This is a genomic window from Bacteroidota bacterium, from assembly GCA_020161395.1.
Classification (GTDB): Bacteria; Bacteroidota; Ignavibacteria; order Ignavibacteriales; family Ignavibacteriaceae; genus UTCHB3.
In genome coordinates, this window is the sequence record JAIUOE010000001.1 from 47511 (window position 1) to 59480 (window position 11970).

The 11970-nt window shown below is 43.0% G+C and carries 9 protein-coding genes; 2 read left to right on the top strand and 7 right to left on the bottom strand.

Annotated elements, in window-relative coordinates; all coding sequences use genetic code 11:
• The first annotated feature begins 22 nt into the window (after window positions 1-22).
• Window positions 23-3106 (top strand): hypothetical protein, encoded by a 3084-nt coding sequence (locus LCH52_00225; protein MCA0386896.1) that lies wholly within the window; start codon window positions 23-25, stop codon window positions 3104-3106.
• A 5-nt stretch (window positions 3107-3111) separates the two neighbouring features.
• Here the strand turns inward: LCH52_00225 and trpA are convergent, their stop codons facing one another.
• The 7 genes from trpA to trpE form a co-directional block, all read right to left on the bottom strand.
• Window positions 3112-3894: a tryptophan synthase subunit alpha gene (trpA, locus tag LCH52_00230; protein MCA0386897.1), complete on the bottom strand. Its 783-nt coding sequence runs from the start codon at window positions 3892-3894 to the stop codon at window positions 3112-3114.
• 109 nt (window positions 3895-4003) lie between these two features.
• Entirely contained in the window at window positions 4004-5194 is a 1191-nt protein-coding gene (gene trpB / locus LCH52_00235; protein ID MCA0386898.1) for a tryptophan synthase subunit beta, read from the bottom strand.
• Window positions 5194-5820 carry a phosphoribosylanthranilate isomerase gene (locus tag LCH52_00240; GenBank protein MCA0386899.1) on the bottom strand — a complete coding sequence of 209 codons (627 nt, stop codon included), beginning with the start codon at window positions 5818-5820 and terminating at the stop codon, window positions 5194-5196. Before LCH52_00240 ends, trpB begins: the two co-directional genes overlap by 1 nt.
• Entirely contained in the window at window positions 5805-6593 is a 789-nt protein-coding gene (gene trpC / locus LCH52_00245) for an indole-3-glycerol phosphate synthase TrpC (protein MCA0386900.1), read from the bottom strand. Before trpC ends, LCH52_00240 begins: the two co-directional genes overlap by 16 nt.
• Window positions 6593-7609, bottom strand: a complete 1017-nt coding sequence (gene trpD, locus LCH52_00250; GenBank protein ID MCA0386901.1) for an anthranilate phosphoribosyltransferase — start codon at window positions 7607-7609, stop codon at window positions 6593-6595. Before trpD ends, trpC begins: the two co-directional genes overlap by 1 nt.
• Complete coding sequence (locus LCH52_00255; protein MCA0386902.1) at window positions 7606-8175, bottom strand: aminodeoxychorismate/anthranilate synthase component II; 570 nt, start codon at window positions 8173-8175, stop codon at window positions 7606-7608. Before LCH52_00255 ends, trpD begins: the two co-directional genes overlap by 4 nt.
• Entirely contained in the window at window positions 8156-9631 is a 1476-nt protein-coding gene (gene trpE, locus LCH52_00260; GenBank protein MCA0386903.1) for an anthranilate synthase component I, read from the bottom strand. The genes LCH52_00255 and trpE overlap by 20 nt, the downstream gene beginning before the upstream one ends.
• A gap of 377 nt (window positions 9632-10008) precedes the next feature.
• On the opposite strand from trpE, the gene pepF reads away from it, so the two are divergent.
• Window positions 10009-11919, top strand: coding sequence for an oligoendopeptidase F (gene pepF / locus LCH52_00265; protein MCA0386904.1), 1911 nt, complete (start codon window positions 10009-10011; stop codon window positions 11917-11919).
• The last annotated feature ends 51 nt before the right edge of the window (window positions 11920-11970 follow it).

The following is an 11970-nucleotide window of genomic DNA, read 5'->3' on the forward strand; positions in this document are numbered from 1 at the left end:
CATCCGTCTTTTCCTTCTCCTGTTGATTTCATCACTCCCCGTCCTTGGGGGTTATCACGGTGACTTCAATATTACCAACTATAATATTGGCAGCGGGCTCTCCACGAGTAAAATTCACGATTCGGCACAGGATACGCTCGGCAGAGTCTGGTTTGCGACAGCACTCGGTGCTTCCGTTTATGACGGATATAAATGGACGAATTATGACCTTTTGGATGAGACTAATAAATCCGGATTTAAGAACATCAGAATAGATCAAAAAGGTGTGGTATGGCTCTCTCCCATGGTAGCACCATGGAATATCCTCTTCTTTAAGGGCAATAAATGGGAAGTATTCTCCAAAGCACCTGAACTCTCCAATAAACTTCCATATACAACAGGATTTGATGTGATCTACATAGATGACAAACCTGTTGTGGTTATAGCGGCTTCAAATGAACTATTCATATGTTATGACGGCAAATGGCAAAAATTTGATAAATCAAATTCCCCCATCACATCTGAAATAAGGGGTCTGACTGCCTTTGAAACGATGTTTTATATCGCAACCGGCTCCGGGTTGTTCTCACTTGAGTTTGACAGGAACATAAAAGCAAAAATCAGTGGCGGTTTGTTCGATATCAAAGATCCGTTGTCCGCCGTGACTGTACATCGCCATCCGGGCTCATCTCCCCACTTCTACATTTTATCGACGAACTGGCTGGGCATAATTGAAAAGGATAAACTGACAAAAGTGGCTTTACCCTCCAAAATTGATGTAATGAAACAATTCCCGTATCATTTCATAGTATCTGACAAAGATGAAAAAATATATTACGGAAACAAGGTCAGCAAATACCTCTACGACCCGAACGGAAACAGTTTTTATGCCCTCGATAAAAATTCGGAGCTGACCTCGGATGGGGCTACTTCCACCCTGGTTGATGCAGAAAACAATGTCTGGTTTACTGATTTCAGAGGCGTTGATAAAATTACTTTTCATCCCTTTACAAATTATACTAAAAAATCGGGCTTGCTTGAAGATGAAGTAACTGCCGTTTTGGAGTATCAGCCCGGAAATTTTATTTTTGGTCATAACTCGGGATTTACCATATATAAAGATGGAATTTTTACTCCCGTCTATTTCACAGGTGCTCAAGGAACTAAAACAATTGTATCCCGCCTGCTCGATCTAACAATCGATGATAAAGGGAAAATCTGGGGGGCTGCCGGATACTACGGGCTGGTTTCTATCAATCCTGACGGCTCTCATATCCGGGAGATAACCACCCTTTCTTCGGTTACTTCAGTAATCTTCGACAAAAAATCAGGTTTAATCGTCGCTACTGACAGCGGTCTGTTTAAAGTGGAAAACTCGAAACTGGTGAAGATTGAGACAGGATTCAAAGATTTCAATTTTCGTAAATTTTTTAGATTTGGCGAGGAAATATTTATTGTCGGAACAAATGGAATTTACAAACTTGAGAATGGGAAAACAGTTAACCTTATATCTGAAGAGCCGGTCTTTAGTGCGAATGTCTTCTCTTTTTTCAAAGATGATGACGGGTCTTTCTTCGCCGGCACAGAGTCTGGTTTATATTCAGTTGAGAACAAAAGACTGAAAAAATTCAAAAAAAATGGTTTCTCTATCTCCAAAAGTGTCTATTTCATTGTGAAGAGTAATGACGGGAACTACTGGTTTGGCACAATCGATGGTTTAACAAGATGGGACGGTAAAAATACCGTCTATAACTACTCAACCGAGGACGGGCTTGCCGGTTATGAGATGAACCGCTCGGCTGCCGTGATTGACTCAAAAAATATTTTCTGGATCGGTACAAATACAGGTCTGTCTGCATACAGAATCGGAAGCAAAACAAACAAAGTATCTCCGCCGGGTGTTTTTCTCCTGAATGTTGAAACCAGTTCCGGAGAACAGTTCAGCCTTTATAAGGATGTGGTAATTCCCCATACTGACAACTCACTTGTCTTTTCGTTTCGGGGCATCAGCTATATCAGCGAATCAAGCATAGAATATAAAATCAAACTCGAGGGATTCGACAAAGATTTTTACACCATCAACCAGTCGCAATTGTTCAATATCCGCTATTCAAATCTCCCCTCAGGGTCCTACCGGCTTATTGTAATGGCGAAGAACCGGTTCAGCGAGTGGAGTGAACCGGTGTATTCTGCGACTATTGTGGTTGAACGGCCATTTTACTTAAAATTTTGGTTCATTCTTCTTTCCCTTTTTGTCGTTACCGGCTCAGCGGTTCTGATTTACAAGTATTTCATTGTGAGCAGGGAGCAGGCTGTTCTGGAAGCCATGGTATCAGAGCGGACAAAGGCACTACAGGATTCGGAGGAGAAACTGAAGATACTGCTAGAAAATCTGGAAGTAGAAGTCCAGGAGCGTACAAAAGAACTTGACAGACTCAACAAAACCAAGGACAGAATTTTTTCCATTATTTCACACGATTTGCGAAGTCCCTTTATGTCGATCCTTGGGTTTTCGGAAATACTCGATGAAGAAGTCGATGAGATGGATAAAGCGGTAATTAAGTCATATACCGAAAAGATACTTGCGGCTTCCCGAAATACGGTCTCTCTGGTTGACGGCTTACTCGAATGGTCAAGACTGCAAATCGGGGGTGTGGAGCCTGCTCATGAAGATGTTAATATGAACGCAGTTATCGAGGAAGTTCATCACCTCTTTAATCCACAACTTACAAAAAAAGGACTGGTACTGAATGTTGTGTTTGAGGAAGTGGTCCATTTAACGACTGATGCAAACATAATAAGATCAATCCTGAGAAACCTTGTCAGTAATGCCATCAAATTCACCCGAAAAGGAGGAAAAATTACCGTTTTTCTTGTGAAAAACAGTGATTCAATATCTCTTTCGGTCGAAGATACCGGTATCGGAATTCCAAAGGATATGCTTCCCGGACTCTTCTCACCCGAAAATATCCATAGCCGAAAAGGGACCTCAAATGAGAGAGGAACGGGTCTCGGTCTGAATATTACACATGACTTTGTTTCAAAACTTGGTGGTGAGATCACAGTCGAAAGTCAGGAGCTTAAAGGTTCGAAATTTACAGTAACATTGCCTTTGGAAATACCGTAACCTGCTCAATAAGAACAACTTTTTTTCAATTCCCTGACCAGTCCGAGAGTCGCATCCGGTCCAGCCAATCCTAACGAACGAATAATTGCACTTCCAACGATTACTCCGTCACAATAAGGAATAACCTGTTTCACATTCTCTGGTGACGAGATGCCGAATCCTGTCAGCATTTTATTGTTGTGGATCAGCTCCCTTGTTCGTTTTAGTGATGCCAGCTCCTCAGCAGAAAATCCGTTTCTGACACCCGTTGTTCCCGACACACTGACACAGTAAACAAAACCTGCACTTCTCCGGTCTATTTCCCCGATTCTTCCGGAAGCAGTCTCCGGAGTTGTGAGAAGTATAGTATCAAGAGGAACTTCCCTCTCCCCAAAGAATGAATCATATTCATCGAGAGGAACATCAGGGATAATCAAGCCGTCAGCACCTGCATCTTTCGCATCCCTTAAAAACGAATTCACGCCATAAAAATAAACAGGATTTGCGTAGCCCATCAGTATCAGGGGTTTATCAGTTCTCGCACGGATCTCCTTCGTAAATCCCAAAACTCTGTCAAGCGTCATCCCATGTTCCAAAACCGCCTGTGACGACTGTTGAATTACTGATCCGTCAGCAAGCGGGTCGCTGAAGGGAATCCCGATCTCGAGCATATCGGCACCGGCATCAAGTACCCTCAAGGCAAGCTCAACAAAATCCAACCCGACAGGAAAGCCCGCCGTTAAAAAAACCGAAAGGACTTTCCCGTTCCTGCCGTTTACTTCTTCAATTTTATTTCTAATCTTCGACATCTCATTCCAAATTTAAATAATCAAATATTTCTCAGGTCTCTCAAGTACTCAAGTCTCTCAAGTACTCAAGTCTCTCAAGTCTCTCAAGTCTCTCAAGTACTCAAGTCTCTCAACCCCTCATAATCGTCTCAAGGTCCTTGTCCCCTCTGCCCGAGACATTCACGACAACAATTTCCCCCTTGTTTGTTTTTGGCATCAAATAATCAAGAGATGCAATTGCATGTGCCGATTCCAGAGCGGGTATAATTCCTTCGAGCTTTGCCAGCAACCCGGTGGCAGAGAGTGCTTCGTTATCGGTAACCGAATAGTATTCTACCCGTTCCATGTCCTTCAGGAAACTGTGTTCGGGTCCTACACCCGGGTAGTCGAGTCCTGCTGAAATGGAGTGTACTTCCGCCACCTGTCCGTTTTTGTCCTGCAACAAATATGTAAGCATCCCCTGAAACACACCTGCCTGTCCGAGAGTAAGGGATGCACAATGTTTATCTGTGTCAATTCCGTATCCGGCAGCCTCCACACCAATCAGGTTCACCCCCTTGTTATTGATGAAAGGATGAAACATACCGATGGCATTGCTCCCTCCGCCAACACAGGCGACAATGTAGTCAGGCAGTTTTCGTTCGATACCATATATTTGTTCTTTCGTTTCCTTCCCTATGACCGATTGAAAATCGCGAACAATCATCGGATAAGGGTGGGGACCCACAACTGAACCGATTATATAATGAGTATCCTTCACATTGGTTACCCAGTCACGGATTGCTTCGTTGGTCGCATCCTTAAGTGTCCGGCTTCCAGATGTTACTGGCACCACTTCAGCACCGAGAAGTTTCATTCTGAAAACATTTGGTTTTTGCCGGGCAACATCAACTTCACCCATGTAAACCACACATTTAAGCCCGAATTTAGCACAGACAGTTGCAACTGCCACCCCGTGCTGACCCGCACCAGTCTCAGCAATTATCCTCTTTTTCCCGAGTTTTTGTGCAAGCAACACCTGACCGAGTGCGTTGTTTATTTTGTGGGCTCCTGTGTGGTTCAGGTCTTCCCTTTTCAGATAAATTTTTGCTTTCCCGTAGTGATCTGTCAGCCTCTCCGCGTATGTAAGTGGAGTGGGTCTCGAATTGTATGTCCTTTCAAGATCGATGAACTCTGCAATAAAAGTGGTGTCGTCCTTCAACCTGTTATAAACATCCTCAAGCTCAAGCAGTGCGGAAGTAAGAGTTTCAGGCACAAATTTTCCGCCGTACTTGCCAAATTTTCCTTTAATATCGGGATAATCATAAATCATATTTGTCATTATCGTAAATTCTTTCTGTATAACAGTTCAAAAAAATCGTTTACTTGTCGCGGATCCTTTTTACCCGGAGAAAGCTCAAGCGAAGAAGAGAGATCAACTGCAAACGGTTCCAGTTCATTCACAGCTTCTTCGATGTTGTCAATTGAAATCCCGCCCGAGAGAAAATACTTCCCGCTAAATTCCCGCGGGATTATTCCCCAGTTGAATTTCCTGCCGGTACCGCCGTACTCCCTTTCTGAAAATGAATCAAAAAGTGGGATTGCAGGTTCATAATCGCGGACCATGTCAAAATCGAACCCTTCTCTCACCCGGAATGCTTTTATCTTATTTACCTTTATTCGCTCCAGTAATGAGGGTTGCTCGTCTCCGTGAAGCTGTACTGTGTCAATCCCGGCAATCGAAGCTGTTTCGTTGATTATCTCCGCATTGCAGTTCACAAAAACCCCTGCTTTTCTTGTTGTTGCAGGCAATCGTTTAACTATTTCTGCTGCCTTCTCCGGAGAAATATATCTTTTACTTTTTTCGTAAAATATAAACCCCAGAATGTCAGCTCCTGCATCTGCACAAAGCAAGGCATCTTCGGGATTTGTTATTCCACAGACTTTAACAATCATCTTCTGCACCATGATTTCATCTCATTAAGGCTTTCTGCAATCGAATTGCTCCTCATAAAGTGTTCTCCCGCGAGGATCGCATCACAGCCTGAATTCCTGATCATTTTAATATCATCTGCGCTGTTAATTCCGCTCTCGGAGACAAGCAGGATATCATCAGGAATCAGTTTTCTGATTTTTTCTGTCACTTTCAGATCTACCTTAAACGATTCAAGGTCTCTGTTGTTTACTCCAACGAGCGGGTGAATGGCAGGGTCAATTTTGTCGAGTTGTTTCGCAGAATGAAGTTCGAGCAGCACTTCCAGCCCCATGGATTGAGCGGTCAGAGTCAGTTTTCTGACTTCCGTTTTACTCAGGGCTTCACAGATTAACAGAATTGCATCGGCACCGTTCTCCTTTGCCTGAAGAATTTGAATCTCATCAATAATAAAATCTTTGCGGAGAAGTGGTTTTGTTTTTATCCGGGCAATATCAGCAAGATATTTTATGCTGCCCTGGAAAAACTTCTCATCTGTGAGTATGGAAATGGCATCTGCCCCGTTCGCAAGATAGGCTTTCCCGATCGCAAGATGATCAAAATCTTCATTAATCACTCCTTTTGAAGGACTTGCCTTTTTTATTTCTGCAATTATTGAGATATCGTTTGTGTTTTTTATCGTTTCAATCAAACTAATTGATGGTTTGTAGAAGAGATCGAGTTCATCATATTCTCTTACTCTTACCTCCTTTTTCAGGAGTGCAATTTCATCTCTTTTTACGGCTATTATTTTCTCGAGAATGTTCATCAGAGTGACTCCCCGAATTTCCGCAACTCTTCCATTTTTTGAAAGGCTTTTCCGGTCAGAATCGAATCTTCCGCAATTTCAAGACAGGTTTTTATCTCATCCGATACACCGGCACAGTAAAGCGCAAGAGCCGAGTTTGCAGCAACAACAAAAAACTTACCGTCCCTCTCGGGCTTCCTGAGGAGATTAAATATCAGTTTTGCGTTGTGTTCGGGTGAATCACCGAGCAGTTCCTCAATTCTCACAGCAGGATAACCCAACCCCTCGGCTGTTAGTTCATATTCTTTGACACCCGAATCTTTCCTGTATTCGTAAACCAAAGTTGGCTCATCAAGAGTGATTTCATCCCGCCTGTCACCGGTACAAATAAAGCAAACTCTTTCCATTTCGAGGTAACCAGCAGCTTCAGCCATGAGAGCCGCAGACTTGTTATTGTAAACACCGATCAACTGTTTTTTCGTACCTGCAGGATTGGTAAGTGGTCCCAGCAGATTGAAAGCCGTTTTCATTCCGAGTTCCTTGCGAACCAGTGCTGCATATTTCATGGCCGGATGATAGTGCGGGGCAAAAAGAAACCCGATACCGATTTCATTCAAAGCCTGTTTTGTTTGTTCCGGTGTCAGGTCAATCTTTATACCGAGTTCGCTAAGGACATCTGCACTTCCTGATCTGCTCGAAATTGATTTGTTACCATGCTTTGCCACACCGATTCCGGCGCCCGCAACAACAAATGCAGCAGCAGTGGAAATATTGAATGTCCCCGAGTCGTCTCCTCCCGTGCCGCAGACATCTATCAAATCTGTTCTACCTGTTTCAACCTTTACGCTCTTGCCCCGCATTGCCTTTGCGAATCCCGCGATTTCAGAGGCAGTTTCGCCCTTGCCTTTAAGAGCAATCAGAAGTGCTGCGAGTTGTGAGTTGTTCACTTCGCCCGACATAATGGTATCCATCACGAAGAAGGCTTCGTCAAATGAGAGGTGTTCCCTCTCAAGCATTTTTTCAATATATGTTTTCATCTTGCATCTATCCAGTTTTTAAGCAGTTTTTCGCCGGCAAGTGTAAGTATCGATTCAGGGTGGAATTGAATCCCCTCGATCGGATATTCCCTGTGCCGTACACCCATGATAATGCCATCTTCTGAAGTGGCGGTCACTTCCAGATCGGCACCGAGCGATTTTCTGTCAACAATCAACGAATGATATCTTGTGGCTGTGAACCCCTGCTCAACTCCGGCGAATATCCCTTTCCCGTCGTGTGCTATCTGTGAAGTTTTTCCATGCATAAGAGCGGGGGCGTGCACCACTTCACTACCAAAGGAAATTCCGATTGCCTGATGTCCAAGACAGACACCGAGAACGGGGATCGTTTTCCCAAGTTCCGATATTACCACCGGAGAAACCCCCGAATCTTCAGGTCTGCCCGGTCCCGGGGAAATCAAAATCCTGTCGGGATTCATCCCGCGAATCTCTTCAACTGTGGTCTCATCATTTCTTTTTATCACAATGTTATCTGTAAACCTGCCGACAAGCTGAACCAGATTATATGTGAACGAATCGTAATTGTCAATCACCAATATTTTCATCTATCACCTCTGCATGTTCCAATGCGTTGCGTAAAACTGCCGATTTGTTTTTTATTTCTTTTGCCTCCAGCCTCGGTTGACTGTCAGCTACTATTCCTGCACCCGCCTGCCAGTGAATTTTTTGATCCTTCGCAAAGAGCGTCCTGATTGCGATGCAAACATCAAGATTCCCCGAGAAGTCGATGTATCCTACGGCTCCGGCATAAATATTTCTCCGAAGCTTTTCATATCCTGAAATCAGTTCCATTGCCCTGATCTTCGGTGCACCCGTTACTGTTCCCGCAGGAAAACATGATTTCAGGGCGTCGATGCAATCCTTGTCGCTTCTCAACTTTCCCTGAACCTTCGAAACTATGTGCATAACATGCGAAAAACGGTGTATTTTCATTTTTTCCGTGACTTCCACGGAACCATATTCGGCAACCCGCCCTACATCATTTCGTCCGAGATCAACCAGCATTACATGTTCGGCTATCTCCTTTGGGTCGTTCATCAGGTCTTCTTCGAGTTTTTTATCGGCTTCCGGAGTTGCACCCCGCTTCCTTGTTCCGGCTATCGGCATCACTTCCACAAATCCGTCTTTCACTTTTACAAGATTTTCAGGTGAAGTACCGATGATAGTGAGTCCATTTTCAAATTCGAGAAAATACATGTAGGGTGAAGGATTGATTATCCTTAACGCCCTGTAAACATTGAACAAATCACCTTCATACCCGGCAGTGAATCTCTTTGAAAGGACTATCTGGAAGACATCCCCGTTTATAATATTCTGTTTGCTCGCCTCAACCAGTTCACAAAATACTTCATCACTCAGGCTCTCTTCCACATTCCGGTCAAATGTAAAATCCGACTCAAATGAAAGAGGCACAGAAAGGGTTTTCCTCAATTCCCGGATTTTCTTCTTTGCGTCTGCATACAGAACTTCAAAGGCATCCCCTTTTTTGATTTCCACATTTGTGATTATAATAAGCTGGTGTTTATAATGATCAAATGCCAGAACTGTATCATAAACCCCGAGGATCGAGTCGCAGATGTCATCCTCAACCGTTTCAAATTTCAACCTGTTCTCGATCAATGCGATATTTTCATAAGCGAGATAACCCACCGTCCCTCCAGTAAAAGAAGGAAGCTCCTCAAGAGCAGGGTGATTCCTTGTGTGGAGTTCGTCCTTCAGGTAATCGAAAATGTTTTGATTCCTGGTTTCATCGAGACCTCCCTTCGATATCGTAAGCGACATCCCTTTGTTTGAGATTGTCTTCAGCGGGTCAATCCCGATAAAAGAATACCTTCCCAGACTCTCTTTTCCCTCAACAGTCTCGAGAAGAAAACTCTGTTTCCCTGCTTTTCGTAATTTCAGATAAGCCATCACAGGCGTAAACAAATCCGCTGTTATTTTCTCATAAACAGGAATGTAGTTGTAGTTTTCCGACAGACTTGCAAATAGTTCAAAATTCATTTATTACTCATTGATTGATGGTTTGGACATAAAAAAAGCCCTTCTCGGTGAAAGAAGGGCTTTTTAATTGTTTATCCCTTTACGCAGGGATCAAAAAAGACATATCACCGGGTACTCATTGGAAGAGGTGCCACCACCACCAATTTGCCCGGACGGCTTTTGCAACTGTTGATACGCTTTTTTCTGTATTTTTTAAATTCATGGAACCAAGATAATCTATTTTGACTATTTGATGCAAGTTCATTTTATTTTGACCTCACAAAATTGCAGACTGTAATTACACGCTGTTATTCATTAAATTGTTATTTTTCATATCGGTTTATAAATTTTGTTATAAAAACCACAACCCTAACAACAACACACGCGGAGAAATATATATGAAATTAAGAAATATTTTAATTTCAACTCTTCTTGTCGGTTCGTTCTCTTTTGTTGCTTCCGCTCAGGAAGGTACAATTCCGGACTACTCGACAACGCCCCGGGATCAGGTGCCCAATGAATTTAAATGGAAAGTATCTGATATCTATGCTAATTACGACCTTTGGAACGCCGATAAGGCAGAAGTAACCAAACTTCTTGCAAAGATAAAATCCAATGCCCCGACATGGACTTCTTCAGCATCAAAAATGCTCGAAATGTTCAAAATTGCAGATCAGCTCAAGTTGAAACTTTATCACCTCTACAGCTACGCCCGCAGACAGTATGACATGGAAATGTCAAACAGCACCTTCAATCAGATGAAGGGTGAAATTCAGTCGATTTATGTCGATGCTTCCATGCAATTGAATTTCATGAACGATGATCTGCTGAAAATGGATGACAAAAAACTGATGGGTTACTTCAAGGAGGAAACGAAGCTTGCTCCATGGAAATTTGGAGTGGAAGAACTCTTGAGATCGAAGAAACACATGCTCCCACTGGCTGAAGAGCAACTCCTCTCTCTGACAGGCATCTACTCTTCGAATATCTCTGAAGCTGCTACAATTCTTAATGATGTAGACATTCCGGCTCCCGAGGTTACATTCTCCGATGGTAAAAAAGTTGAACTGAACTACGCCAACTATTACAAGTACCGCACAGCAAAAAATCCCGAAGACAGATCACTTGCTTTCAGGAGCTACTGGAAAAATCATAAAAAATATGAGAATACCCTTGCCACACTGTTTGACGGCGGAATGAAAATCGACCTTTTTAACACCAGAGCAAGAAAATTCAATTCCTGCCTCCAGGCACGCCTTTTCCAGGATAACATTGATACAACTGTTTATTACCAGTTGATAAAAGAAGTGAATGCTAATCTGCCGTCACTTCACAAATATCTGCAGTTGAAACAAAAAATGCTCGGACTGAAAACCCTGAAATATGAAGATTTGTGGGCTTCCTCAGTTAAAAGCGTAGATAAACTCTACACTTACGACGAGGCTAAAAAAATCGCTCTCAACTCCCTTGGTGTACTCGGTTCAGAATACAAGGATGGACTTACCCAGGCTTTCAACAATGGCTGGATAGATGTGTATCCAAACAAGGACAAGGAAAGCGGCGCCTACTCTGATGCCATTTATGACATTCACCCCTACATCAAAATGAATTATGACGGTGAATACAGCAATCTTTCGACACTTGCACATGAGCTTGGACATGCAATGCACTCATGGCTTACAAATAAAAATCAGCCATACTCAAATTCGAATTACACAACCTTCCTCGCAGAGATAGCCTCGACTTTCAACGAGAATCTCCTGATGGACTTCCTCCTTAAAAATGAAACTGACGACAACCTGAAACTTTTCATCATCGATCAGTTCCTCGAGAGAGCAAGACAAACCATCTATCGCCAGGCTTTGTTCGCTGAATTTGAACTTGCCATGCACCAGAGAGTTGAAGAGGGTAAAACCCTTACCGCCGACTGGCTGAATAAAAAATACCTCGACCTTACAAGAACCTACTATGGACACGACAAAGGTGTAACTCTCGTCGACGATTATATCGAAGTCGAATGGAGTAAAATACCCCACTTCTTCTATAATTTCTATGTCTTCCAGTACAGCACAGGAATTATCTCTTCAATGGCTCTCTCACAGAATATTCTGACGGGACAGGCAGGAGCAGTGGATAAATATCTTGGAATGTTGAGATCAGGAAACAGTGACTATTCGATTAAACTTCTGCAAAAAGCAGGTGTGGATATGACCACTTCCGATCCATATAAAGCAGCATTCAAACGCTTCGATCTTTTGGTAGCTGAAATGGAAAAGATTTTCGACAGGGTTGAGAAAAAAGGGAAATAACCCTCTAACCCCACCCGTCGGATAAAATTAAAGAGGCTGCCCCTTTTGAGA

Bases quoted from the DNA above. Each gene is read 5' to 3' on its own strand.
- trpB (MCA0386898.1), bottom strand. From the start codon at position 5,194: ATGACAAATATGATTTATGATTATCCCGATATTAAAGGAAAATTTGGC.
- trpC (MCA0386900.1), bottom strand. From the start codon at position 6,593: ATGAACATTCTCGAGAAAATAATAGCCGTAAAAAGAGATGAAATTGCA.
- trpD (MCA0386901.1), bottom strand. From the start codon at position 7,609: ATGAAAACATATATTGAAAAAATGCTTGAGAGGGAACACCTCTCATTT.
- pepF (MCA0386904.1), top strand. From the start codon at position 10,009: ATGAAATTAAGAAATATTTTAATTTCAACTCTTCTTGTCGGTTCGTTC.
- LCH52_00240 (MCA0386899.1), bottom strand. From the start codon at position 5,820: ATGGTGCAGAAGATGATTGTTAAAGTCTGTGGAATAACAAATCCCGAA.
- trpE (MCA0386903.1), bottom strand. From the start codon at position 9,631: ATGAATTTTGAACTATTTGCAAGTCTGTCGGAAAACTACAACTACATT.
- LCH52_00255 (MCA0386902.1), bottom strand. From the start codon at position 8,175: ATGAAAATATTGGTGATTGACAATTACGATTCGTTCACATATAATCTG.
- trpA (MCA0386897.1), bottom strand. From the start codon at position 3,894: ATGTCGAAGATTAGAAATAAAATTGAAGAAGTAAACGGCAGGAACGGG.